The sequence below is a fragment of the Pseudoalteromonas sp. 2CM32C genome (genome assembly GCF_023161925.1).
Taxonomy (GTDB): Bacteria; Pseudomonadota; Gammaproteobacteria; order Enterobacterales; family Alteromonadaceae; genus Pseudoalteromonas; species Pseudoalteromonas marina.
In genome coordinates, this window is record NZ_JALNTI010000017.1 from 1 (window position 1) to 25,367 (window position 25,367).

Below are 25,367 nucleotides of genomic sequence, written 5' to 3' on the forward strand. Positions count from 1 at the left end.
CGAACTTAGTAGTGAGACAAAACAGCGCGAAGGCGAGCGCCGCACAAGGCAAACAGGCACAACGTAGCATCCCATTTGCTATGTGACTTTTTACCGCTGTGGGCACCACGACATTACGCAGGCTTCAAATTGTAGAAAGCCCGACTAGCGATAGTCGGGCTTTTTTACGTCTGCAGAAAAGTAATATTCACATTCCCTTCTCTAAAGCACCGCGTCTGTTGAGCAAAGCGTCTCTTTGTGAAAAGTGTTTTGGTTATTCAATCCACTGGCCTATGGTAGGTAACATTTCACTGTGATTCTCTACCGCTGTGGGCACCATGACATTCTACTGCGTAGCGCATCGACTTCAAATTGGAGAAAGCCCGACTAGCGATAGTCGGTTTTTTACGTCTGCAGGAAAGTAATCTTCAGTATTCCCTTCTCTAAAGCGAAGCGTCTCCCAAACGAAGCGCCTCATTGTGAAGAGTTTTTTGGTTATCTAATACATTACCAGATGATGACGCAGAATTAGCTCTTTGGCTCTTTAGCGCAGGGTACAGCGCCACTGCTATGAAGCTGTTATCCTACTCTAAATGAAAGAAAGTCCGACTCGAAAGAGTAGACTTTTATATGGCTGTAAACCTTTAACAGTTTGGCTTGTGGTGTTGGAGTGTTCTATCTTATGCATTCGGTTATTTATTAAAGAAACTTAGTTGCAGGGGTAAAAATTAGAATCAAAAACGCCAACTCAAGGTTGGCGTTTTAATTATGAGGCTAAAGGTTATTTTTAAGCTTTAGGGCCTGCATTTTTAATATCGTCAGATACGTCGTATTTAGCAAAGTTTTCTGTAAAGTCAGCAGCCAATTTAGCTGCATATTCATTATATTTAGCCTTATCTTCCCACGTGTTAATAGGGTTAAGAAGGTTGCTATCAACACCTGGTACTGCAACTGGTACGTTTAAGTTCAATGCATCAATATGTTGAGTTTCAACACCGGCTAATTTACCTGACACTATAGCGTCAATTACAGCACGTGTAGTTGGTATATCAAAACGCTTGCCGATACCGTAAGGACCGCCAGTCCAGCCAGTATTCACTAGGTAAACTTTAGCGCCAAACTCACGTACACGTTTCATTAGAAGCTCAGCATAAACACCTGCAGGACGTGGGAAGAACGGTGCGCCAAAACAGGTTGAGAATGTAGATTCTATATCGCTTGTTGAACCAATTTCGGTTGAACCTACTTTAGCAGTATATCCGCTTAGGAAGTGGTACGCAGCGGCTTCTTCACTCAGTACAGATACAGGAGGTAATACGCCACTCACATCACATGTTAAGAATACAACAGCTTTAGGCTCACCTGCGCGGTTTTCTACTTTACGCTTTTCAACATGTTCTAATGGATACGCAGCTCTGCTATTTTGGGTCAGGCTTGTATCGTTAAAATCTGGCACACCTCTATCATCAAGCACAACATTTTCTAAGATAGTGCCAAAGCGGATAGCATCCCAAATAACAGGCTCATTCTTTTGTGAAAGGTCGATACATTTTGCGTAACAGCCGCCTTCGATGTTAAATACACTACCAGGTGCCCAGCCATGTTCGTCATCGCCGATTAGGAAGCGAGTTGGGTCAGCTGATAACGTTGTTTTACCAGTGCCAGATAAACCGAAGAATAATGCTGTGTCGCCAGCTTCACCAACGTTAGCCGAACAGTGCATTGGTAATACACCCTTAGCTGGTAATAAGAAGTTTTGAACTGAGAACATCGATTTTTTCATTTCACCAGCGTAGCGCATTCCCGCCAGTAATACTTTACGTTGTGCAAAGTTAATAATTACGGTGCCATCGCTGTTAGTGCCATCACGTTCTGGTTCACATACAAACGATGGTACGTTCATCACTTGCCATTGTGGTAAGTTTGAAGCGTTATAGTTTTTAGGTTCAATAAACATGTTTTTGGCAAAAATGTGATGCCATGCAGTTTCTGTTGTGACAACTACAGGTAAATAATGCTCTGGGTCAGCGCCAACTTCTAGGTGAGAGGTGAAGTGGTCATTACTTTGCACATGTGCTTCTACGCGTGCCCATAAAGCATCAAATTTGTCAGCATCGAAAGGACGGTTTACATTGCCCCATTGAATTTCATTTTGTGTTGTAGCTTCTTGTACAATAAAACGATCTCGAGGTGAACGGCCTGTTCGTTTTCCTGTAATGGCTACGAAAGCACCATTTGCGGCTAAAGTTCCTTCGCCACGGCGGATCGCATGCTCGACAAGTTCAGCTGCGGTTAAATCGACAAAACGTGTAGCGCTTGTAATCATGTTTATACCTAACTATGTATGAGAGTTTGAACGGGATAGCTCTGGGTAAATAGTGCCCTTCAGCTGTAATGATAGTAACAGAAGGTTTTCAGATATTCGAGCCTGTAAAGCCCTTAAAAACATATATATTTGCAAAAAAACATGAATAATTTCAATGATACCGGTGTCATTAAATGTCACTTTTTATGACACCGGTATCATCTTTTTATAATATAAAACCGCCTATTTTGCGGCTTTATATAGGAAGATGAGCTGAGATGGAGTTTTTAGTTGAAAATACTCTTAATGTCTTGCTCATTAAACGTATATTCTTTTAAGCAGTAATGACAGTTGATATTAACACTGCCGTTTTCTGCTACATCATCGAGTAGTTCTTGTTGTCCTACATTAACTAATGCGGTGATTGTTTTGTCGCGACTACAGCCACATTTGAAACGTATGCTTTGTGGTTCAAAAACACGTGGATTATCTTCATGGTACAAACGAGTTAAGATTGTATTTGCATCAAGATTTAATAACTCTTCATCTTTTATCGTATTGCTGAGTGCTTCTAGGTGGGTGAAGTCTTCAATTGACTTCTGTTTATCAACAGGTAGTACCTGCAAAAATAAACCACATGCCTTTGCACTGCCTTCGGTTGTATTGGTTGCAAACCATAAACGAGTTTTTAACTGCTCTGATTGCTCAAAGTAACTTTCAATACACTCACTTAGAGTGTCATGCTCTAGAGGGACTATACCTTGGTAGCGCTCACCTTTATCTGGCGTAATAGTAATAACCATATAGCCATTACCGATTAGTTCTTTGACAGTGCTGCCTGTCACTTCATTTTGTAGACGAGCAATACCACGCATATTTTGCTTATCATCACCATTTATTACTGCATATTTAACGGGTCCGTCACCTTGCAGTTGCACGGCTATTTCACCTTCAAATTTTAATGTAGCGGTAAGTAAGCAAGTAGCGACCAATAGCTCACCTAGTAATGCTTTTACAGGTGCAGGGTAATTATGGTTTGCAATCATTTCATTGTAGGCACTCTCAATTTGAACGAGTTCGCCACGAACATCTAGTTCGTTGAATAAATAACGGTGAAGTAAATCTTGTTGCATGAGCGGCTATACCTAACTTGATTTCATTTTTAAAAGTTCGCGTCTTTGCTTTTTATCGGGTTTTTTATCCGGATGAGGAGCAAAAAAGCTATTATTTTTACGTGCGATGCTGTTTTCTTCGCGTTTGGCGATACTAGCATCAGATTCTTGGTACAAGGTCTGAGCAATGGGGGCGCTTTGTCGTTTTTCAAGCACCTTAGTTATGGTTACGATTTTTTCATCTACGCCTTGAGCGAGTTTCACTACCGCACCAACCTCGACTATTTTACTCGCCTTTGTTCGCTGTCCATTATAATGCACTTTACCGCCTTGTACCATTTCCCTTGCTATCGCACGTGTTTTATAAAAGCGTGCTGCCCATAACCATTTATCTAATCGAACTTTTAGGTTATCTATGAGGTCAGAGTCTTTATTACTATTACTTTTTTTACTCATAACGTGTTTGTACCTGCAGTAATTTATTATCTAAAATTTACCACGAAATCTATCTAGGATGAAGGTATTACAGTGGGCGTTTGTTTTTTGTTCAAGTAAATAGAAGTTATTCATTCTGTTTACAAAGTTTAATATTAGTGTGCTTGTTGAATGAAAAATGAAAGGGTACTATGGGGTCGCGCTTACGCAGTAAATTAAAAAAAGAACACTATTTATGGAACAGCAAATCCAACAGCTAAAACACATTTTAACTCGATTACCGCATGCTAAATTAAGTGCGTTAGTCACGCTATTAGTTGTTGTTTACCTTGCATTTTTATTATCAAAATTGGTTTGGCTTTTATGGCCTCAACCTCAGGTATCTTTACTTAGTCCTACTCAGTTTGCCACACAGTCATCGGGAACAAGTAATAATTCGGCACAACGCATTGTTGAGCAGTTTTTGTTTGGTAAAAAAACGGTAACAAACAGCGCTAATACTGCAAAACAATCACAAATTATTAATGACGCCCCTGAAACACGTTTAAGTATTAACTTAACAGGCATAGTAGCTGTAAGTAATGATGATAAAGCAGGCGTTGCAATTATTGAGTCGCAGGGCAAGCAGGTTAGCTACCTTGTCGATGAAGTTGTATCTGGGACCCGTGCAAAAGTAGCGCAAATCCTTCCTGACCGTGTCATTTTAAGTGTAAATGCCCGTTTTGAAACGCTTATGCTTGATGGACTCGATTTTACCAAAACAGTCTCTATGCCGGTGCTCGCTGCAAAAGATGAGCAAGAAATGGGACCGCAACGATTAGATGGCAGTGAAGAACAAATAAATGCGACTGCAGACCCAGAAGTAAAAGAAGCCATTATAGAAACACGCGAAGAATTATTAGAAGAACCCGGTAAGCTTTTTGATTACATACGTGTATCTCAAGCAATGAGTGAAGGTGAGCTAATTGGTTACCGCTTAAGTCCGGGAAAAGAACCCGCACTATTTAAGCAAATGGGATTAAAAAATAACGATTTAGCTGTTTCTATTAACGGCTATCAATTAACGGATTTAAAACAGGCTATGTCAGCCATAAACGAGCTGCGCAATAGCACCGATGCTACTATCACCATTGAGCGTGATGGTGAGCAAATAGATGTGCAATTTAGCCTGCAATAACTTAGCTTTGGAGTTTTAACATAATGGTTCAGGTGCTACACCTCACAAAAATTAAAAAAGGGTTAGCTAAGTACGCAGCACTTTTTTTGGCGGCAAGTATATCTTTGTCTGTTTCTGCAGTTGAATATGCAGCAAACTTTAAGGGAACTGATATCAACGAGTTTATTAATATTGTTGGTAAAAACCTTAATAAAACGGTGATTATAGATCCTAACGTACGTGGCAAAGTGAATGTACGTAGCTATGAGTTAATGGATGAAGATCTTTACTATCAATTCTTTTTAAATGTATTAGAAGTTTACGGCTACTCAGCTGTTGAAATGGATAATGGCATTATTAAAGTAGAAAAAAGTTCTGATGCTAAAAAATCGAATGTGCCACTAATTACTGAAAACAGTTCTGCATCGGGCGATATGATGATCACCCGCGTGGTGCGCGTAAAAAATGTAAGTGTGCAAGAACTAGGACCATTAGTTCGTCAATTTAGCGATCAAAAAGATGGTGGCCATGTTGCTAACTTTAATGCTGCAAACGTAATGATGTTGACTGGCCATGCTGCATCAGTAAACCGCTTAGTGGAAATTATTCGTTCAGTTGACCAAGCCGGTGATAAGCGTGTTGATATTGTAAAGCTTAAATACGCAACGGCTGATGATGTTGTTTCTGTAGTAGAAAATATTTATAAAGATAGTGGCAAAGGAAGCGTACCAGAATTTTTGATTCCTAAAGTCGTAGCCGACGGCCGTACCAATAGCGTAATTGTAAGTGGTGAAGGGCAAGCCCGCACACGTGCAATTGAATTGATTAAGCGCCTTGATGGTGAGCTTGAAAGCCAAGGCAACACTAAGGTGTTTTATTTAAACTATGCCAAATCGGAAGACTTAGTTAAGGTTCTTCAGGGTGTAAGTAAAACGTTAACCGAGGAAGCTCAAGGTAGCGCAACTAAAACGCGTTCGCGTAGTAACAACGAAACCAGCATTGAGGCACACCCAGAGTCAAATTCACTAATAATTACTGCACAGCCCGATACTATGCGTTCATTAGAGTCAGTTATTGAACGGTTAGATATTCGTCGTGCACAAGTATTAGTTGAAGCAATTATTATTGAAGTAATGGAAGGTGATGGCGTTAATTTAGGCTTGCAGTGGATTTCAGAGCAAGGTGGCATGCTGCAGTTTAATAATGGTACAACAGTACCTGTTGGCTCATTAGCTGTTGCAGCAGAGCAAGCGCAAGATACAACAGTTACCCAAAATATTATTGGTACAGAGTCAGGTAATGTTACACCTTACACAGAAACCACCGAAGGTGACTACGGGCCGCTTGCATCATTACTAAGCGGTATTAATGGCTTAGCACTGGGCGTTGTAAAAAACGACTGGGGCGCAATTATTCAGGCTGTTGCAACCGACACTAACTCAAATATTTTGGCAACGCCTTCAATTACCACCATGGATAACGAAGAAGCCTCTATTTTAGTGGGTCAAGAAGTACCTATTATTACCGGATCTCAAACGGGCACTAACAATAGCAATCCATTTCAAACGGTTGAGCGTCAAGAAGTGGGTATTAAACTTATTGTAACGCCACAAATTAACGATGGCTCAGCGGTGCAGCTGACTATTGAGCAAGAGGTATCGAGTGTAAGTGGTGCAACTGCGGTTGATATTTCAGTGAACAAACGCGCTATTAAGACAACGGTTATTGCCGATGATGGCGGTATGGTTGTTTTAGGTGGCTTAATAGACGAAGACGTTCAAGAAAGTGTATCTAAAGTTCCATTATTAGGTGATATTCCTGTTTTAGGGCACCTATTTAGGTCAACAAACACGACTCGCCGTAAGCGTAACTTAATTGTATTTATCCGCCCAACGATCATCCGTGATGGGGTGAGCATGAATAAGTTAAGTTTTAACAAGTATAACTTTATTCGTGGTGAGCAAACTAAGCAGCAAGAAGATGGTATTGATTTAATGCCAATGACCGATACCCCTGTACTACCAGAGTGGAATGATGAGCTAGTGCTTCCACCAACTTATGAAGAGCATTTACGTAAACAAAATGCACAAGAGCGTAAAGATGACTAATGCGATACAAGAGATAAACCAAGACGTGGTTCATCCTAATACGCATAGTGCAGATGAGCCCTTAGCTGATGACGTACTCGTTGAGTTACCAGCAAAACGTTTACCATTTTCGTACGCGCGACGTGCGGGTGTTTTGCTCAGTGAATATCAAGGCCAAACTACCGTGTACTTTCGTGGTGAGCTTGATTTAGATGTATTACTTGAAGTGCGCCGAATCGCAGGTCATGGCTTTAAATTAGAGCAGCTTGATGATGACAAGTTTGAATTGTTACTAGAGTCATCTTACCAACGTGATAGCTCTGAAACGCAGCAAATGATGGAAGATATTGGCAACGAAGTTGATCTGTTTTCTTTAGCTGATGAGCTCCCGCAAACTGAAGATTTATTAGCTGGTGATGACGATGCGCCCATTATAAAACTCATTAATGCGATGCTTAGCGAGGCTATTAAAGAGGGGGCGTCAGATATTCATATTGAAACGTTCGAGCAAGAACTTGTTATTCGTTTCAGGGTTGATGGAGTTTTAAAAGAAGTATTAAAACCAAATCGTAAACTTGCCTCATTGCTTGTATCGCGTATTAAGGTAATGGCAAAACTCGATATAGCTGAAAAACGTATTCCGCAAGATGGTCGTATTAGCTTGCGTATTGCAGGACGTGCAGTAGATGTGCGTGTATCAACCATGCCGTCGAGCTTTGGTGAGCGAGTAGTATTACGTTTACTTGATAAGAACAATGCTCGCCTAAACCTAGAAGATTTAGGTATGACTCCAAAAAACCGTGAGTTGTTTGCTGACTTAATTAGTAAGCCGCACGGGATTATTTTGGTAACAGGACCAACGGGTTCTGGTAAAAGTACCACCTTGTATGCAGGTATGAGCCAAATAAATTCTCGCGATCGTAATATTCTGACTGTAGAAGATCCTATTGAATATGAGATCCCAGGTATTGGTCAAACGCAAGTAAATACAAAAGTAGATATGACGTTTGCAAGAGGGTTGCGTGCTATTTTACGTCAAGATCCCGATGTTGTAATGGTGGGTGAAATACGTGATCTTGAAACTGCCCAAATAGGGGTTCAAGCATCACTTACTGGTCACTTAGTTATGTCTACACTGCATACAAATACGGCGTCTGGTGCTATTACTCGAATGGAAGACATGGGCGTTGAACCGTTTTTGCTTTCTTCATCGCTATTAGGTGTTTTATCTCAGCGCTTAGTGCGTACGTTGTGCAACAGCTGTAAAGAAGGGCATGTGGCAGACGAACGTGAATGTCAGCTTTTAGGTGTACCATTTGAGAGCAAGCCAACGATATACCGTGCAATAGGCTGTGAAGAATGTAACTTTAATGGTTACAAAGGTCGTACTGGTATACACGAGTTACTTGTTGTAGATGAAACAATTCGAGAAATGATCCACAACGGTAAAGGTGAGCAAAGTGTAGAAAAATACATCCGCACTCATAGCCCAAGTATTCGCCAAGATGGTTGCAGCCGTGTGCTTGCAGGAAAAACCACGCTTGAAGAAGTGCTGCGTGTTACCCGTGAGGAAGGCTAATAATGGCTGCGTTTGAATATCGGGCATTAGATGGCCGCGGCAAAGAAAAAAAAGGTATTTTAGAGGCCGACACCGCCAAGCAAGTTCGTCAGCTTCTGCGCGATAAAAGCTTAACCCCTTTAGAGGTTGTGCCTGCGGCTCAGAGTGATAAACAGGTAAAGGGGGAGAAAGCACCTTTATTTGGTAGCCTTTTTAAACCAAGTATTTCTACATCTGAACTTGCGCTCATCACACGCCAGTTAGCAACGTTAATTCAGTCAGCATTACCAGTTGAAGGTGCGGTAATGGCGGTGGCTGAGCAGTGTGAAAAACCACGTTTAAAACGTATGTTAATGTCGGTTCGTTCAAAAGTTGTTGAAGGCTATACCCTTGCTGATGGTATGAGTGAGTTTCCCCATGTGTTTGACGACTTATATCGTTCAATGGTGGCTGCGGGTGAAAAGTCTGGGCATCTTGACCAAGTACTTAATCGCTTAGCCGATTACACCGAGCAGCGTCAGCATATGCGTAGTCAAATAACACAGGCTATGGTTTACCCAACTATTCTAGTTATTTTTGCCATTGGTATAGTGTCGGTTTTATTAGGTACTGTTGTTCCTAAAATACTAAAAACCTTTGAAAAAACTAAACAAGTATTACCTTGGACCACCGAGTGGGTAATGGCTGGGAGTCATTTTGTACAAAATTACTGGTTTATTAGCCTACTAGCCATCACCGGCATTGCGATTGGCATTAAGTACGCATTAAAAAAACCACAAGTGCGCTTTTGGTGGGACGACCGTGTGCTGCATATGCCGGGTATTGGTAAGGTGGCTCGTGGTATTAATACCGCTCGCTTTGCTCGTACGTTAAGTATTTTATCTTCAAGCTCTGTGCCACTACTTGAAGGAATGCGGATTTCTGGCGATGTACTCGTAAACGAAAAAATCAAGAAGTCGGTAGCCGACGCAGCTGACAGAGTAAGCGAAGGTGCAAGCCTTAGAGCGGCTTTGCAGCAAACTAAGTTATTCCCGCCGATGATGCTACATATGATCGCCAGTGGTGAAAAATCAGGTGAGCTAGAGCAAATGCTAGAGCGTGCAGCGAATAACCAAGACCGTGAATTTGAAAGCATGGTAAACGTATCGCTTAAGTTATTAGAGCCTGCAATGATTGCATCTATGGCTGTTATCGTTTTATTTATTGTTATGGCCATTTTGCAGCCTATTATGGCAATGAACAAAGCAGTTGGGCTCTAAATTTAAATAGTTTTTATATATTAATGGTTTTACCTAAACCATTTTTGCTTAGTGTTTTTAGAATAATGAGGTAATTACGTGAACAAACAATCAGGTTTTTCTTTACTAGAAGTAATGGTGGTACTGGTTATCATCGGGATGATTATGTCTATTGTTGCGCCAAATATTATGGGCCAACAAGAAGAGGCCGCTATTGATAAAGCGCATTTAGATATTCAGCAGCTTGAAGATGCGATGAGCTTATACAAGCTTAAAAATAAAAGTTACCCAAGCACAGAGCAAGGTCTTGAAGCGTTAGTGACTAAAACGTCTATTGAGCCTGTTCCAAAGCGTTTTCCTGATGGCGGCTTTATCAGCGAATTACCAGAAGATCCATGGGGTAATACATACTTATTAATAAGCCCAGGTGAAATTGGTAAATTTGATATTTTCTCTATGGGACCAGACGGTGAAGTCGGTACCGACGACGACATTGGTAACTGGGATGAAGAAAAGCAGTAATGAGTCAGTCTACTGAGCTTAACCTAAATGTACTTTTTGAAGACTTACTATGAACGTAGGTCTTCAATCAATGCACAAGAAAAAGGGCTTTAGCTTAATCGAGATTTTAGTTGTATTAGTGGTTATCGCTTTTGCAACAAAAATGGTGGTATACAGCTTAGATGGCGGCGCTGAAGATGAGTTAGATGCTCAAGCGCTTAGGTTGCATACCACCATTAATATGGCGTCAGAATTTGCAATTTTAAATCAGGTAGAGCTTGGCTTACTCGTTGAAAAAAATACCCTAGAATACTTAGTATTTGATGGAGAAAAATGGGTAACCTTTGACAGAGAAGAGTTATTTAAACCCATAGAGTTGGAGCCACGCCTAAAGCTTACCCTCAACTTAGAAGACCTTGCATGGGCTCAAGATAATCTACTTGAACAGTCTAATTGGCGAGAGCTTATGAGTGGTGGTGAAGACGATAGCTTACTCGAACTTAAAAAGCTTAAAATACCTCAAGTACTTATTTTATCGTCGGGCGAAGTAAGCGCATTTCAGTTAATTCTTGAGCTAAAAGATCAAAGTGACCCTGTTTACTTTATTGAGGGTGAATTTACAGCACCAGTAAATTTAAGAAGAGAGCCAGAGTAATGACATTAAGTAAAGGCTTTACCTTGTTAGAAGTACTTGTTGCTTTGAGTATTTGTGCAATGGCAGGTATTGCAGCAATGCAAGCCACTGGCGAGCATATTCATCACCTAACAACAATTGAAGAACAAACATATGCCTCCTGGGTTGCTGAAAATGTCATTATCGAACAACGGGTAAAAGGCGAACAATGGCAAGGTAAAAATAACTTACGTGGTAGTGAGGTTATGGGGGGTGTTGAATGGTTTTGGCAGCAAGAGGTTGTGCCCACTGCAGATAAAAGCTTTGTTAAATTAACCATAAATGTATTTATCGATGAAAAGTACGAACAGTCAGTCTATGAGCTTTCAACGTATTTAAATAAAGGTAAAAAGTAAGTGAAGCAGCGCGGATTTACATTACTTGAAGTAATGGTTGCTTTGGGGATTTTAGCTTTTGTTGTTATTTCTACGCACCAAATACTAGACAGCACAACTAAAGCAAAAGACGCATCGGACGAAAAAATAGCGGAACTTAATGGCTTACAAACAACGTTTAGACTTATGGACCAAGACTTTAGCCAAATGACTAAACGTGCAGTTAGAAACGAGTCTGGTGACGTACAAGAATATTATTTATTAGCAGGGCGTTATGTGCTTGAAAGCCAATATGACGGCATTGCATTTGTAAGAGACGGTTGGATAAACCCAATAAATTTATTGCCTCGGTCAGAGCTGCAGGCTGTTGGATATAGGGTCATAGATGATAATCTTGAGCGTGTGTATCGCGTGTACGTTGATCAGCTTGATAATATGGAGCCACGTGTACAGCAGGTATTAGAAAACGTCGAAGAGCTTAAGTTTGAATTTTTAGACAGTGATAATAAGTGGCAAGAACAATGGGAAGTAAAAGCATTGCCTAAAGCGGTTGCGGTTACTTTACAACAAATAGAGGCCGAACCTATTCGCCGTGTATTTTTAGTTCCTGGGCAAGGAAGTAGAAGTAATGGGTAGGCAGTCTTCGCGCGGAGCAGCGCTGGTTATTGTGCTATTTATTGTTGCATTAGCTGCTATTTTAGCCGTAGAAATGAGTGCTAATTTAATGGTGCAAGTGCAAAAAAGTACTAATTTACAAGGTCACCAACAAGCAAAATGGTATGCCTACGGTGCAGAAGAGTTGGCCATTAAAGGGCTCATTCAAAGCAAAAAAGATGACCCAGATAAAACAACGCTTGATCAAGTATGGGCAACACAAGGTAACGCAGCATACCCAGTTGATAACGGCACATTAAGTGGTTCAATTACTGACTTGCAATCATGTTTAAATTTAAACGCCATAGCGATTGAACCCGATACAAATAGCGCTGATAAAACAAACCCTGCACACAAAGCACTGTTTGCCTTACTTGAAAATATAGAAGATTTACCAGCGGATGAATCGGAAGAAGCAATGGCTGATAGCGTGTTCGACTGGCTGGATGAAAATAGCATAACCTATCGCTCAGGTGCTGAAGAGGGAGAGTACTTATCTCGTAAATTTCCGTATATGACTGCTAATAGTTTATTTGCATCTCCATCGGAACTTCGCTTGGTAAAAGGCTTTAACCCGCTAGTAATGGAAAAAGTGCTGCCTTATGTGTGTGTTATACCGGGGAGCACTCAGCTTTTAATTAACATTAATACAATAGCACCAGAACAGGCTTTACTACTAAGCGCGCTGATGGATAATTTAAGTTTGTCAGCTGCAGAGGCTGTCATTGCTGCAAGGCCACAAACAGGTTTTGATTCTTTAGAAGAATTTTTTGAACAGGTACAGCAACAAGGCGGTACAAACACTGAATCAGTGAAAGACTTATTTAGTATTAAAAGCGAATATTTTAAATTACAAACGCAGGCAAACTTTGTAGATCTGCGTTTTTCGATGACCACCTTACTGCACGCCAAAGACGGCGAAGTAACGATACTGGCGCGAAAATTTGGAGGCGTACAGTGACAGAAATATTGTTGATCCGTACGGGTCAAACCCAACAAGAACGATTAAATTGGCTTGTATATTCACCACAAGAACAAGAAATAATAGCCAGTGGTGAGCTATCAAGCGCAGGCAATTTGAATGAATTAAGTGAAAAAGCAGCCAACAGGGAAGTGGTTGTTTTATTGCCAAGCGATCAAGTGCAATTAAAAACGGTAACACTACCCACAAAGTGGAATCGCAAATTAGAGCAAGCACTCCCTTACATGCTTGAAGAAGATATAGCCTGCGATGTAGACGATTTGTATATAGCTATAGGCGAAGCAACTATGGTTGGTGAGCAGCATGCTATTCAGGTTGCTATGACTGACCGCGAATGGTTTGAGCAATGGCTCGCGTTGTTTGTGGAACATGAGCTGCCTGTTTATAAAGTATTACCTGATGCACTGTTGTTACCCTCTGTAGGTGAGGGAGAGGCTAGTGCTATAGAGCTCAATCAGCAGTGGCTGTTTAAGCAAGGGGCATGGCATATTAGTGCGGTTGAATTAAGCTGGTTGTCAGGTTACTTGACTGCGTTAGGTAACCCTGAGGTTAAACACTTTAGCCCAGCGGAAGACTTCCCTGAGGGGGCTAATTTACAAGCGCAAACAAGTCAGTACGATCTCCCGTTAGCTTTATTTGCTAAGCAATTAAATAACGTTAAATTCAACCTTCGCCAAGGTGTTTACCAGCTTAAAAAGAAGAGCGCGCTCTGGTGGGGTTACTGGAAAGGCGCGGCAATTTTTACAGCCGTCGCATTGGGCTCTACTTTAGTTATAAAGGCAATTGAGTTGCAACAGCTTAATTCTCAGGTCGATATAGTAAAAAACCAAGTAGTTGAGCGATACCAGACAGCATTCCCCGGATCTAAAGTGCATCCTAATTTGATAAAAAATCAGATTAAAGGCGCATTAGATAGAATAGAAGGCTCTGATGAATCCGGTTTTTTAGAGCTGACGACTAATTTGGTTGATGTATTTTCACAAGTGAATGAGTTCACACCAGAAACGTTACGTTACGACAAACGAAGAAACGAATTACGTATTCGCGCCCGTGCTAAAGACTTTCAAACCTTTGGTAAAGTAAAAACCATACTCGAAAAGCAAGGCTTAACGGTAGAGCAAGGGTCTTTAAATAACGATGGTGATTTTGTGGTAGGTGAGATTAAATTACGAGGTGCTGCATGAAAGCACAAGCGATAAAATACTGGCGTTCTTTAAAAGAACAAGAGCAGCAACTTATTATGGTTGCTAGTGGTATATTTGTTATTTTTGTTCTTGTGATGGGGATATTCAGGCCGTTAAATAACGCTATAACAAAAGCAGAACAATCGAAAATTAAGCAACAGGCTTTGCTCGTGTGGGTTGACGAAAGCATAGTAAAGCTAAAAGCAGCGGGTAATACGCGTGTTGCGAGTAGTCAAAATCTAAGCCAAGTGGTTAACTCTACCCGCAGTCGCTATCAAATCAATATTAGTAAAATGCAGCCTAGTGATGGTTCGCTGCGTTTAACGCTCGACTCAGTAGAGTTTAATAAACTAGTAGAATGGCTCGATGAATTAGTGAATCAGCATGGTTTAAAAATCGAAAACTTAGATTTAAGTCGCGACGATAAATCGGGTTATGTAAGAGTAAGCCGTTTGGTATTAGAGAATTAATAAATGAAAAGAATAATTATATTATCGGCTGTCTTTTTAATTAGTTTTATTGTGTTTTGTATTATTAAATTACCCGCTGCTATCGCGCTTGATTTAGCAAAACCTCATTTTCCTAAGCAGTTAGAAGTAGGGCAGGCTGTAGGCACTGTATGGCAAGGCCAATTAATGCAAGTTCGTTTTGATGGCGAGCAGTTAAACAATGTGCGCTGGGATATCGCCGGTTGGGCATTATTTACTGGCAATTTAAATACTAATATAAAGTTTGGAAATGCTCGCGAACGCACTGATATATCGGGATATGCAACCGTCAGTTATGGATTGTTTAATCATACTTTAAAAGTAACAGATGGTTTAGTTCGCTCAACGGTAGAGCGAGCTATGCAACGAGTTCAGTTACCATTGCCTGTTACAGCAAAGGGGCGTGTAATACTTGAGCTAGATGAATACACCTCAGGTGCTCCTTACTGTGAGTCATTAAAGGGTGAAATAGCGAGCCCAAATATCGACGTGCAAGGCTTAAATGGTTGGTTTAATATAGGACCTCTGGCTGGCAAGTTAAGCTGTAAGTCGGGCGATGTGGCAATATTAATCGACCCTGATAACACCCTTGGGCTTGAAGCCGATGCCACTCTTAAAGCTAACTTTGACTTTAGCGTGGCAGGGTATGTAAAACCAGATGCTAGCTTACCAAAAGATGTTCACGATGCGGTTAAGTTTTTAGGCCGACCAGATAGCCAAGGCCGTTACCCGCTCAATTTTTAATGTTTTGATATAAAGAGTTTTAATGCAACTACCGCAATTCACTGAGCTGCATGCTAAGCAGCTCAGCACATTTTTAAATACCCAACCTCAAGCTATGACCTTTGAACAAAGCAAAGGTTATTTGTTTGGTGTTATATGTTCACCCGACCCCCTTGATGTGCACGAATGGGTTGATGTGATACTCAATAATTCAGTAAACGAATTAGATGAAGAAACGCTATTTTTATTTATGGCGTTTTACCATCAAATAAGTGAACAGGTTTTTGAAGTAGGTTATAAACTGCCACCACAGTACGACAGTGCATTTTGCTCGCAGTGGAGCCAAGGCTTTTTAACAGCAAGTAATGCTTACACGCAAAAGCTATTAGCAGCAACGAAGTTAGATGCACAGTACAAAGAGGCCTTAGAAACCGCACAAGCAACCCTCAGCTTTTTTGCATTAGATACACAGCTTATCTCTCAAATAGCATCACAAAATTCAATAAATACATTGCAGTTGTGTGAGCAACAATATGACCTTATGGGGGATTTTGCACTTGGTTTTGCAGAGCTAGTAGAAATAGTGGCGCTCAATAGTGGTTTGTATAACGATGATGGCTGGGACGGGTAGTTAGCGTTAAACTTTTTAATAATGGCGCTTTAATTAATATCAAGCGCCAAGATCTAAAATAATATCTGTGCAGCCTTGCTTGCACTTCACTACGCCTTTTCCCACTTCGCTGGTGGCTAAATCGAGTGTGAGTACCGTATTACATTTTTCGCATTTTAGCGTTTTACCTTGTGCTAACTGTTTAAGCATATTACGTTGCTTGTGAAACGAATCACTGGTTTTTTTGTTTAAATTAGAAAAGTCCATTATTTAGTCCGTTTTTGCTCGAGTGATTCAGACACTATTTTACACACTTTATTTAAGCGTTCAGCGTAGAAGTAAAGGTTTAAGTCGCGTTCACGACAGTAGCGCAAATTAAATAGCTGAACTGCGTCATCAGTGGTGAATGTTTTTTCTACGTATTCTTTTTCTGAGCTTGAGAGTGTCAGCTCATGACTAATTCTGTTTTTTGCTAAATTAGCAGCAGGGCTTCTATTTACTTTACTTGCATCACTTAAAAAGCCAATACCTTCGCCTAATAGCTTTTCGCGTGGTTCTTTTACAAGTGGATGATCAATGGTAAAAAACGCAAGGATCACAATTATCAAAATAATAAACTTCTTCATGGATACGTAAACCTTGATCTAAATAGGGTTGAATTATCAAGCAGTGTAATAAACTGCCTTTTAAAAGCAAGTAACTGAGATGAATAAATTAGTCGCAATCTATACCAGTAATTTTAGCCAATATTGATATAATAACTAACAAAAGTTAGATATTTCTGAAATATCTGAAAGTATTTAATTTATGATTCATTAAACTAGTCTTACTTAGCAAGTTACTTGCTACACTATGAGTATAGAGCATTTGATTAGTGCTCAGCTTTTATTTTCCAAGCGGTGTTGAGGAACTTCGATGGACAAACAGATTAAAGTAAAAAACATTCCTGTTGAGGTAAAAATTCAAAAGCCGGATTTAAGCCGTCAAGATGATAGATTTAACCCCCGTAACCGCATTTATGTGAGAGCCGTAAAAGGTCTTCACCAATTACTAAGACAGCGCATTGGCTTTTTAGGCATGCTCGCATTTATGGTTTTGCCATGGATAAACTTTAACGGCCAGCAAGCAGTGCTATTTGATTTAATAGCACAAAAATACAATATTTTTGGTCTAACTTTATGGCCTCAAGACTTCACCATACTGGCATTTATATTCATGCTGGCGGCTTTTGCGCTGTTTTTGGTAACTACATTTTATGGACGAGTCTGGTGCGGATATACCTGTCCTCAAACGGTATGGACCTTCATTTTCATCTGGTTTGAAGAAAAACTTGAAGGGACAGCAAATCAACGTAAAAAGCTCGATCAACGGCCTATGGACTTTGACAAGTTCTGGCGAAAAGCAGCTAAGCATTCCAGCTGGGTGTTGTTTTCTTTGTATACTTCTATTTCGTTTGTTGGTTACTTCACACCGATAAGAGAGCTACTCCCTGATTTTATAACCTTTAATGTTGGCGGTTATGCACTAGTGAGCATTTTAGTATTTGCTGTGTGTACATATGGCAACGCAGGCTGGATGCGTGAAATTATGTGTTTGCATATCTGTCCCTACTCACGTTTTCAGTCGGCAATGTTTGACAAAGATACCTACACAGTAACCTATGATGAAAGCCGAGGTGAAAGCCGGGGCCCTCGCTCACGTAAGGTTGCCCACGCTGATTTAGAAATAGGTGACTGTATTGACTGTAACCTATGTGTACAAGTCTGCCCAACAGGCATTGATATAAGAAACGGTTTGCAGGCTGAGTGTATAAATTGTGGTGCGTGTATTGATGCATGTGACGGCGTAATGGATAAAATGGAGTACCCGCGAGGGTTAATTTCGTATACCACAGAACGTAATCTTGAGACGCCAGAAAATAAAACCAACCCTCTACGAGCCAAAATTATTGGGTATACGGTCATACTAGTGTTGCTAACAGGCGCGCTTGTTACAAATATTGCACTGCGTAAACCAATGGACTTTGATATTATTCGTGATCGAAATCAGCTATATCGTGTCGACTTTAATGGCTTGGTTGAAAACACATATACCTTAAAGGTCATCAATAAGGCGCAATATGAGCAAACCTTTAACATTAAAGTGGCAGGGCTAGAAAACTTTAAATACATAGGTAAACAAGTATTTACTGTTCAAGCGGGTCAATCGCATAATGTGCCATTATCACTCGTTATGGACCCTTATGACTTAAAAGCGCCTATAACAGAGTTTAATTTTGTATTGTCGCCAGTTAATGAACCGGATGAGACAATTTCGCAATCGAGCAACTTTTTTAGAGCGCGATAGCCGTACTTTCTAATTCGGTAAATATAGCAATAACAAAAGCGGGTTTAACCCGCTTTTCATTTATATAAGAAGAGCATGAGCAAATTTAGCTTTATAGATTTAACCCCAGATTTAATACTTGATGCGATAGAAACCATAGGTATTTATCCCGAGTCTGGGTTACTAGCGCTTAACAGTTATGAAAATAGAGTTTATCAATTTAAAGCCGAAGACGGTCTGCGTTACGTAGTAAAGTTTTATCGTCCCGAGCGTTGGAGTAAAGCACAAATTCAAGAGGAGCACGATTTTGCTTTTGAGCTTGCTGACGCTGAAGTACCCGTTGTAGCCCCTGTTTTACATAATGGACAAAGCTTGTTTGAACACCAGGGCTATATGTTTGTGGTATTCCCAAGTGTGGGTGGGCGATTATTTGAAGTAGATAATTTAGATCAGCTTGATGTTATGGGACGTTTAATTGGTCGAATGCACCAAGTAGCTAAAACCAAACCCTTTACTTACAGACCAACAATAAGCTGTGAAGAATATTTGCATACAGCTAAAGTTCATCTTCAAAAAAGTAACTTGGTGCCAATGGGATTAAGCACTGCTTTTTATACTATTTTAGATTTGGTAATTGAGCAGACACAAAAGCAGTATCAAGATACAAATAGTATTCGCTTACATGGCGATTGCCACGCAGGCAATATATTATGGGCTGGCGATGCGCTAATGTTCGTGGATTTAGACGATAGTCGTCAAGGGCCTGCTATTCAAGATCTATGGATGATGCTCAGTGGCGACAGACCAACGCAACTGTTACAGTTAGACACTTTGGTGGGAGCGTATGAAGAGTTTTGTGATTTTGACCACGCTCAACTCAAATTAATTGAACCGCTGCGAGCAATGCGTATTATTCACTACATGGGATGGGTGGCAAAAAGGTGGAGCGATCCAGCTTTTGTGCGGAACTTTTCATGGTTTGCTGATGACAAATACTGGGAGCAACAAATTTTAGCGCTTAAAGAACAACTTGCTGCACTGCAAGAACCGCCGTTAAAGTTATTGCCGTAAATTATTATTTAATGACAAGTACAACGAGATACTAATGCTTAAAAAACTAAAACTGAGCCTACTTCTTTTATGTTTACCTTTTGCAGCCTTTGCTGCACAGTTTGAGGCAAATAACCAATACACGATTATTAAAACTGAAAAAAGCACAACACCACAGGTAACAGAGTTCTTTTCATTTTATTGTCCGCACTGTTTTAAATTTGAACCAGTGGCTAAAGCAATTGAAAAAAAACTGCCTGAAGGCACTGATTTTGTTAAAAGTCACGTCAACTTTTTAGGTGGTGTGTCTCCACAGGCACAAAGTAATTTAAGCTTTGCTTACTTAATCGCAAAACAACAAGGGCAAGCACAAAATATAGCTGACCAAATTTTTAGAAGTATCCATATTCAAGGTGCGCCTTTAACAGAAGTTAAAGACCTTAAAAAGCTATTGGAAGTAAATGGAATTGATAGCGACACATTTGACCAAGCGATTGCAAGCATGCCAATTATTGCCGAAGAGCAAGCAATGCAAGATAAGCAAAACAAATATTCAAAGTTAGGTGCGTTAACTGGTGTACCTACTTTTATTGTTAACGATAAATACAAAATCAATATTAACACCATAAAAAACCAACAAGAACTTGATGAGTTAATTGCGTTTTTATTAGCATTATAAATTTTGGAGCATAAGAATGATTAAACTACTTAAAGCAGGGTTACTTGCATTAGTATTACCGATGGCAGCAACAAGCTTTGCGGCGACCTACGAAGAAGGCGTTCATTACGATGTTATTGCTGAACGTGCCACTAAAAAGCCAGAAGTAAAAGAGTTTTTCTCTTTTTACTGCCCGGCGTGTAATAACTACGAGTCACTGATCAGCGAATTTAAGCCTAAACTAGATAAAAATGTTAAGTTTAAAAAGAGTCACGTTGACTTTGTGGGTGTTCGTAATCCAGAAAACCAACAAATGATGAGCCAAGCACTTGCAACTGCTGAAGTACTTCCTCAAAAAGAGAAACTTATCGCAGCTATTTTTAATCATATTCACACTAAGCGCGCTAAATTTAACGAGTTAGCTGACGTGAAAGATGTGTTTGTTGCGCAAGGTGTTGATGGCGATAAGTTTGATAAGTTATTTAAAAGCTTTTCGGTTCGTACATTAAGTTCTAAGATGAAGCGCGATCAAGAATACTTTAAAGAAAAAGGTGCTCTTCGTGGTGTACCCACATTTATCGTAAACGGTAAGTATAAATTAAACTTAGGCCGTGAATCAGGTGTTACAGCACCTGAAGATATTAGTAAATTAATTAATTACTTAGCTAACAAGTAAGTTTAGCTAAAACCAAAAAAGCTCCTTAAGGAGCTTTTTTGCTTTATAAGGATGTAGCAATGAAAAAAATATTAGTATCGAGTTGCTTGCTAGGGCAGCCTGTTCGTTATGATGGGAAAGGACAAACATTACAGCATCCACAATTACGGGTATGGCAAAGTAATAAGAAAATAATATCCTTTTGTCCTGAAGTGGCTGGTGGGCTATCTACTCCTAGAGCTCCTGCTGAAATAATACAGGGGAAAGTAATTACTAATTCAGGCGAAGATGTAACAGAGCAATTTCAAACTGGGGCTAATATAGCGCTAGAACTTTGTAAAAAAAATAAAGTTCGTTTTGCTTTACTTAAAGAATCGAGCCCTTCTTGCGGACGAAATACAATATATGATGGAAAGCATCGCGGAATAAAAATCGAAGGTCTAGGTTTAACTGCAGCATTATTAATAAAGAATGGAGTTCAAGTATTTAGTGAAGAGCAAATACCAGCGCTTATAAAAGCACTGGCACTTTAATTTTGGTTGGTTATTTACGCTGTAAGAAAACACCCGACTCTATGTGATGTGTATAAGGGAACTGATCAAATATCGCAAAGCGCTTAACATTATGCGAACGCGTTAAATGATCTAAATCGCGTTCCAGTGTGTCAGGATTACACGATATATAAATTATGTTTTCGTAATTAGCCACTAAATCACAGGTTAACTCATCCATACCAGCGCGTGGCGGGTCGACTAAGATGGTTTGGCAATTGTAACTTTTTAAATCAATGCCATTTAGACGAGAAAAAGTACGTTCGCCATTCATTGCTTGAGTAAACTCTTCGCTCGACATACGAATAATATCTAGGTTGTCTACATTGTTTTTGGCAATGTTATATTGAGCAGAGTGAACAGACGATTTAGATATTTCAGTTGCGAGTACTTTATTAAAAGATCCCGCTAGCGCAATAGAAAAGTTACCATTACCGCAGTAAAGCTCTAGTAAATCATTTTTAAGTGGTTTACATAAATCTTGTGCCCACTCAAGCATACTTATATTTACTTTTGCATTAGGTTGCGTAAAGCTATTTTCTACTTGTTGGTAAATTAGTTCTTGGCCATTTACAGTTAATTGCTCTGTTACAAAGTCATCACCTAGCACTTCTTTCTGCTTACGTGCTCGGCCAATAAAATCTATTTTATATTTTTCACTCAGTTTTGCCTTTAGTGACTTAATTTCACGTAGCCATTCATCATCAAGCGGCTTGTGATAAAGCAAGCTCACTAAAATTTCACCACTGAGTGTAGACAGGTAATCTATTTGAAATAGCTTTCGGCGTAAAACCTCGCATGGTTTAAGGTTTTCAATCATCACCTGCATGATTTCACCAACAAGCGGTGCCGCAGGGTCAAACGTATCAACACGTATTTTTTCTTTAGTTTGCTGATCAAACATTATATGAAACAGATCGTCTCCATCATGCCATACTCTAAATTCGGCACGTTGGCGGTAGTTAATTGGCTCTGAGCTAAATACTTCTAGCTGCTCCACACCAAAACGTTGAAACTGTGAAGTTATACGCTGTTCTTTTTCACTTAACTGCGCTTGGTACTGTGTGGTATCTATTTTAATAACTGCCATTCGCGTTACTACCTTATCTAAGATCTGTTTATCGGCGCTATTGTAGGGAGCGGTTCGCATTTGTCTAGTTTTGGCTAGAATAAATGATGTTTTTTTGCACGGTTTACTTTAGTTTTTTATGCCCTGGCCGATAATAAACTACGCACGCTCAGGAGACGATTCATGAAAATAGGCAACTATGGCTTTGTACCAAGCCAGAACATAAACAAATTCAACAACAAAGCTGACGTACAACAACCTACCATCGCGTCTCCGCAAGACAGCTATCAGCAACGAGGTAAAGAATTAGCTGCTAAAGTTTTAGGTGATAAAATGGCAGAGCAGCTTGGTTTGCCAGTTCAAGAAAAAAAAGCAGATAAGCCCCTTTTTGATTTTGAAGCAATAGTTAAAAATGTACTCGACTTTGTCACCGGCGCCGTTAATAAAGCAAAAGCTGATGGTGCCGATGACGATAAATTAAAAGGTATGCTAAGTGATGCCCGTAAGGGGGTTCAAATAGGTATTGATGACGCCGTTGATGAGTTAAAAGAATCCGGCGTTCTGAACGATGAAACCCAAGAGGGAATTAACAAATCAAAAGAAGGTATTTTTGATGGCCTTGATAAGTTTGAAGATAATTTGTTCAACCCAATGCCAGCTAGTGTGGGGGTAACCCAAGCACAATACGCAAGTTTAAGTAATAATGCTCAGTACAGTTTCACCACAGCAGAAGGTGATGAAGTAACAATAAGTTTTGCCGATGCATTTAAATCTCAGTCTGCTAGTAGTTATCAGCGTGGTGAGGGAGGGGAGGCATTCGTAAGTGAATCATCACAATCGAGAGAGCTTTCATTTTCAATGTCAGTTAACGGCGACCTTAATGATAAAGAGCAAGAAGCAATTAATGAGTTAATGGAAAACCTACAAAACGTAAGTAAGACCTTTTTTAGCGGCGATTTAGAGCAGGCATTCGAAGAAGCGCAAGAGCTTAGTTTAGGCAATGAACAACTTGTTGCATTTTCAATGGATTTACGCCAAACCAAAACAGTTGCTGCAATAAAGGGTTACGAAGAAAATAAACCGGCTCCAGAAAAAGTAATTGCAGATAAAGTAGCGCCTTTTAATGATGACCTCCGAGAGGCATTTTCTAAAGCAACCGAGCTAGGTATTCAAAATCAGTTATCAGGCATTATGCAGTGGCTTAATGAAGATCAAAGTGAGATCGATAAACTGGTTGATTACACAAAAGCTATGTTTGAAAACCTTAATAAGTTAAATAGCGCGACAAAGCAAACAGCAGAGGAAGTTTAACCTCAACATTAAACTACTTTCTTTTGCAAAAATCACATGGCAAACTGCCGTTCTAATCTAATAATAGGAACGGTCGTTTGTCAGCGCATATAATGGTTTTTGATTCAGGGATTGGTGGCACAACAGTACTTGATCATATAAAGCAACGTATCCCGAATGCTCAATATAGCTATTTTATGGATAATGCTTTCTTACCTTATGGAGCTCAAACACAACAAACAATTATTAATCGTTTGTGTTCGCTCATTCATTTCATTAAGTTAAACAAGCTAAACGTCGATTTAATTGTAATAGCATGCAACACGGCATCCACATCGGCATTAAGTGCTGTACGCAAAATTACAGATATACCCATAGTTGGTGTTGTACCAGCAATCAAGCCCGCCGCAGAATTAACACGTTCAAATCACATTGCTTTACTGGCAACACCTGCAACAATAGCGAGCTCATATACAAATAAGTTAATAGCGCAGCACGCTAGTAATGTAACTGTTAACTTATATAGCAGTGTTGAGTTGGTAAACGTTGCTGAATTACTTTTCTTTAATGGCTATTTAGATACAAATAAATTACATGCTGTACTTGAAGGTTTGAATATTGAAAAGCAAACGGATGTGCTTGTATTGGGGTGTACACACTTTCCAATACTTACAAAGCAGATTAGTGAGCACTTTAAAAATAGCATTCAGCTGGTGGATTCTGGTGCAGCAATAGCAAATAGAGTTATTTATCTACTAACCGAGTCAGGTTTATTAGCACAAAATATACCTGGCATAAAAAAGCCGCTGCAATACTATGCAACGGCTAATGTGATCAGCGATAAACTTGCGGTTAAGCTAGTTAAACTGATTGATCCGCCTGAGTTCGAAGCGTATTAGAATCATCTTCTTGTTTTTGTTTTGCTTCACGAACTTTTAAAGTGCGTTGTTGGAACTCACTATCGTTCAAGTTTGCAATAGCATTGTCTGCATCAGCTTGCGCCATTTCAACAAAACCAAAGCCACGACGTTTGCCTGTATTTTTATCCTTTAATAGACGAACGTTGAATACTTTACCTTGCTCTTCAAACAAAGCACGAACAACACCTTCGTTTGCACGGTAAGGAAGGTTACCAACGTAAAGTGTTTTAGTTTTTACTTCGGCCTCTTCTAAAACGTCAGAAGACATAGCAGCAATAACTAGCCCACCTATTAATAAGCCAACAGCAAATACAATTGCAGGGTCAAGTTCTAAGCTTCCAAGGGCGAACTTAACAATAACAAAACCAACTACAGCAATAACAACAGAAAAGATAAAAGATTTTTGATCGGGTAATTTCATTTTAGATCTACCAATAAACAGGAAATAAACATTAATTTAACATTGTGAACTTGCTATCTTAACGTCTTAAACGAACTTAGCAATGATATTTATATGAAATTATAAAAAGCAGTGTAAAAAAACATCAATTTAAGCGTGTTTTAACATGGTTTTTTGTGGTTTTGTTCTAATTTTGTTCGAACAGTAAAAAGATCTAAAAAAAGGGTTGATCTGTTTTCGGATCTCCCTATAATGCGACCCCACTGAGACGGGAAACGCCGAAGCATAGCAAAGCGTTAGCGGCTCAGAGAGTTGAATAAAACTTTGGTTTTAAATCATCGAAAGAAAGTTTAAAACAAAGTATTGACTCGAAAAATAAAGGATGTATTATACGCATCCCTAGCGACAACGTCGCAACGTTCTTTAACA

At 39.7% G+C, this 25,367-nt stretch carries 27 protein-coding genes; 20 read left to right on the plus strand and 7 right to left on the minus strand.

The window, feature by feature from the left end; genetic code table 11:
- Positions 1-766: 766 nt before the first annotated feature.
- The 3 genes from MTF67_RS18165 to hslR all read right to left on the minus strand — a co-directional run bounded on the left by MTF67_RS18165 (position 767) and on the right by hslR (position 3,852).
- Positions 767-2,305, minus strand: a complete 1,539-nt coding sequence (locus tag MTF67_RS18165; protein ID WP_006794627.1) for a phosphoenolpyruvate carboxykinase — start codon at positions 2,303-2,305, stop codon at positions 767-769.
- 266 nt (positions 2,306-2,571) lie between these two features.
- A complete protein-coding gene (gene hslO / locus MTF67_RS18170; protein WP_243532413.1) occupies positions 2,572-3,417 on the minus strand; it encodes an Hsp33 family molecular chaperone HslO in 846 nt (281 codons plus the stop codon).
- Positions 3,418-3,429: 12 nt separating this feature from the next.
- Positions 3,430-3,852 (minus strand): ribosome-associated heat shock protein Hsp15, encoded by a 423-nt coding sequence (hslR, locus tag MTF67_RS18175; RefSeq protein ID WP_039038559.1) that lies wholly within the window; start codon positions 3,850-3,852, stop codon positions 3,430-3,432.
- Positions 3,853-4,066: 214 nt separating this feature from the next.
- On the opposite strand from hslR, the gene gspC reads away from it, so the two are divergent.
- The 13 genes from gspC (at position 4,067) to MTF67_RS18240 (ending at position 16,041) form a co-directional block, all read left to right on the plus strand.
- Positions 4,067-5,008, plus strand: a complete 942-nt coding sequence (gene gspC, locus MTF67_RS18180; protein ID WP_039038558.1) for a type II secretion system protein GspC — start codon at positions 4,067-4,069, stop codon at positions 5,006-5,008.
- A 23-nt stretch (positions 5,009-5,031) separates the two neighbouring features.
- Positions 5,032-7,095, plus strand: coding sequence for a type II secretion system secretin GspD (gene gspD / locus MTF67_RS18185; RefSeq protein WP_006794631.1), 2,064 nt, complete (start codon positions 5,032-5,034; stop codon positions 7,093-7,095).
- Complete coding sequence (gene gspE, locus MTF67_RS18190; protein WP_006794632.1) at positions 7,088-8,653, plus strand: type II secretion system ATPase GspE; 1,566 nt, start codon at positions 7,088-7,090, stop codon at positions 8,651-8,653. Before gspD ends, gspE begins: the two co-directional genes overlap by 8 nt.
- A gap of 2 nt (positions 8,654-8,655) precedes the next feature.
- Positions 8,656-9,891: a type II secretion system inner membrane protein GspF gene (gspF, locus tag MTF67_RS18195; RefSeq protein ID WP_006794633.1), complete on the plus strand. Its 1,236-nt coding sequence runs from the start codon at positions 8,656-8,658 to the stop codon at positions 9,889-9,891.
- A gap of 78 nt (positions 9,892-9,969) precedes the next feature.
- The gene (gspG, locus tag MTF67_RS18200; protein ID WP_006794634.1) at positions 9,970-10,392 is read left to right on the plus strand and encodes a type II secretion system major pseudopilin GspG; all 423 of its coding nucleotides are present in this window, start codon (positions 9,970-9,972) and stop codon (positions 10,390-10,392) included.
- Between the two features lie 49 nt (positions 10,393-10,441).
- On the plus strand, positions 10,442-11,026 hold the full coding sequence (locus tag MTF67_RS18205) for a prepilin-type N-terminal cleavage/methylation domain-containing protein (RefSeq protein ID WP_033020018.1): 585 nt from the start codon (positions 10,442-10,444) through the stop codon (positions 11,024-11,026).
- Positions 11,026-11,400 carry a type II secretion system minor pseudopilin GspI gene (gene gspI / locus MTF67_RS18210; protein ID WP_006794636.1) on the plus strand — a complete coding sequence of 125 codons (375 nt, stop codon included), beginning with the start codon at positions 11,026-11,028 and terminating at the stop codon, positions 11,398-11,400. The genes MTF67_RS18205 and gspI overlap by 1 nt, the downstream gene beginning before the upstream one ends.
- On the plus strand, positions 11,401-12,015 hold the full coding sequence (gene gspJ, locus MTF67_RS18215; RefSeq protein ID WP_006794637.1) for a type II secretion system minor pseudopilin GspJ: 615 nt from the start codon (positions 11,401-11,403) through the stop codon (positions 12,013-12,015).
- Positions 12,008-12,994 (plus strand): type II secretion system minor pseudopilin GspK, encoded by a 987-nt coding sequence (gene gspK, locus MTF67_RS18220; RefSeq protein ID WP_006794638.1) that lies wholly within the window; start codon positions 12,008-12,010, stop codon positions 12,992-12,994. The genes gspJ and gspK overlap by 8 nt, the downstream gene beginning before the upstream one ends.
- Complete coding sequence (gene gspL, locus MTF67_RS18225; RefSeq protein WP_248520315.1) at positions 12,991-14,199, plus strand: type II secretion system protein GspL; 1,209 nt, start codon at positions 12,991-12,993, stop codon at positions 14,197-14,199. Before gspK ends, gspL begins: the two co-directional genes overlap by 4 nt.
- Positions 14,196-14,669, plus strand: coding sequence for a type II secretion system protein M (locus tag MTF67_RS18230; RefSeq protein WP_248520316.1), 474 nt, complete (start codon positions 14,196-14,198; stop codon positions 14,667-14,669). Before gspL ends, MTF67_RS18230 begins: the two co-directional genes overlap by 4 nt.
- A gap of 3 nt (positions 14,670-14,672) precedes the next feature.
- Positions 14,673-15,431 carry a type II secretion system protein N gene (locus tag MTF67_RS18235; RefSeq protein ID WP_010558133.1) on the plus strand — a complete coding sequence of 253 codons (759 nt, stop codon included), beginning with the start codon at positions 14,673-14,675 and terminating at the stop codon, positions 15,429-15,431.
- Positions 15,432-15,453: 22 nt separating this feature from the next.
- The gene (locus tag MTF67_RS18240; RefSeq protein ID WP_248520317.1) at positions 15,454-16,041 is read left to right on the plus strand and encodes a UPF0149 family protein; all 588 of its coding nucleotides are present in this window, start codon (positions 15,454-15,456) and stop codon (positions 16,039-16,041) included.
- Between the two features lie 39 nt (positions 16,042-16,080).
- Here MTF67_RS18240 and MTF67_RS18245 read toward each other — a convergent pair whose 3' ends face one another.
- Complete coding sequence (locus MTF67_RS18245; RefSeq protein ID WP_006794643.1) at positions 16,081-16,287, minus strand: hypothetical protein; 207 nt, start codon at positions 16,285-16,287, stop codon at positions 16,081-16,083.
- The gene (locus MTF67_RS18250; RefSeq protein ID WP_248520318.1) at positions 16,287-16,646 is read right to left on the minus strand and encodes a hypothetical protein; all 360 of its coding nucleotides are present in this window, start codon (positions 16,644-16,646) and stop codon (positions 16,287-16,289) included. Before MTF67_RS18250 ends, MTF67_RS18245 begins: the two co-directional genes overlap by 1 nt.
- Positions 16,647-16,935: 289 nt before the next feature.
- Between MTF67_RS18250 and ccoG the strand changes: the two genes are divergently transcribed.
- From ccoG to MTF67_RS18275, 5 genes are all read left to right on the plus strand, one after another.
- Positions 16,936-18,366, plus strand: coding sequence for a cytochrome c oxidase accessory protein CcoG (ccoG, locus tag MTF67_RS18255; RefSeq protein ID WP_010558134.1), 1,431 nt, complete (start codon positions 16,936-16,938; stop codon positions 18,364-18,366).
- Between the two features lie 75 nt (positions 18,367-18,441).
- On the plus strand, positions 18,442-19,416 hold the full coding sequence (locus MTF67_RS18260) for a serine/threonine protein kinase (protein ID WP_006794646.1): 975 nt from the start codon (positions 18,442-18,444) through the stop codon (positions 19,414-19,416).
- 34 nt (positions 19,417-19,450) lie between these two features.
- Positions 19,451-20,074 carry a thiol:disulfide interchange protein DsbA/DsbL gene (locus MTF67_RS18265; RefSeq protein ID WP_010558136.1) on the plus strand — a complete coding sequence of 208 codons (624 nt, stop codon included), beginning with the start codon at positions 19,451-19,453 and terminating at the stop codon, positions 20,072-20,074.
- 16 nt (positions 20,075-20,090) lie between these two features.
- Positions 20,091-20,729 carry a thiol:disulfide interchange protein DsbA/DsbL gene (locus MTF67_RS18270; RefSeq protein ID WP_058430364.1) on the plus strand — a complete coding sequence of 213 codons (639 nt, stop codon included), beginning with the start codon at positions 20,091-20,093 and terminating at the stop codon, positions 20,727-20,729.
- Between the two features lie 59 nt (positions 20,730-20,788).
- Positions 20,789-21,241, plus strand: a complete 453-nt coding sequence (locus MTF67_RS18275) for a DUF523 domain-containing protein (protein ID WP_006794649.1) — start codon at positions 20,789-20,791, stop codon at positions 21,239-21,241.
- Between the two features lie 10 nt (positions 21,242-21,251).
- On the opposite strand, the gene trmA is transcribed toward MTF67_RS18275, so the two are convergent.
- Positions 21,252-22,349: a tRNA (uridine(54)-C5)-methyltransferase TrmA gene (gene trmA / locus MTF67_RS18280; protein WP_248520319.1), complete on the minus strand. Its 1,098-nt coding sequence runs from the start codon at positions 22,347-22,349 to the stop codon at positions 21,252-21,254.
- A 162-nt stretch (positions 22,350-22,511) separates the two neighbouring features.
- Here trmA and MTF67_RS18285 point away from each other — a divergent pair, with 162 nt between their 5' ends.
- Together MTF67_RS18285 and murI are read left to right on the plus strand one after the other, a co-directional pair.
- Entirely contained in the window at positions 22,512-23,639 is a 1,128-nt protein-coding gene (locus MTF67_RS18285) for a DUF5610 domain-containing protein (protein ID WP_010558139.1), read from the plus strand.
- A gap of 77 nt (positions 23,640-23,716) precedes the next feature.
- Positions 23,717-24,517: a glutamate racemase gene (gene murI, locus MTF67_RS18290; protein ID WP_008130836.1), complete on the plus strand. Its 801-nt coding sequence runs from the start codon at positions 23,717-23,719 to the stop codon at positions 24,515-24,517.
- Here murI and MTF67_RS18295 read toward each other — a convergent pair.
- Positions 24,480-24,959: an RNA-binding protein gene (locus MTF67_RS18295; protein WP_008130837.1), complete on the minus strand. Its 480-nt coding sequence runs from the start codon at positions 24,957-24,959 to the stop codon at positions 24,480-24,482. The two genes, murI and MTF67_RS18295, sit on opposite strands and share 38 nt — an antisense overlap.
- Positions 24,960-25,367 lie beyond the last annotated feature (408 nt).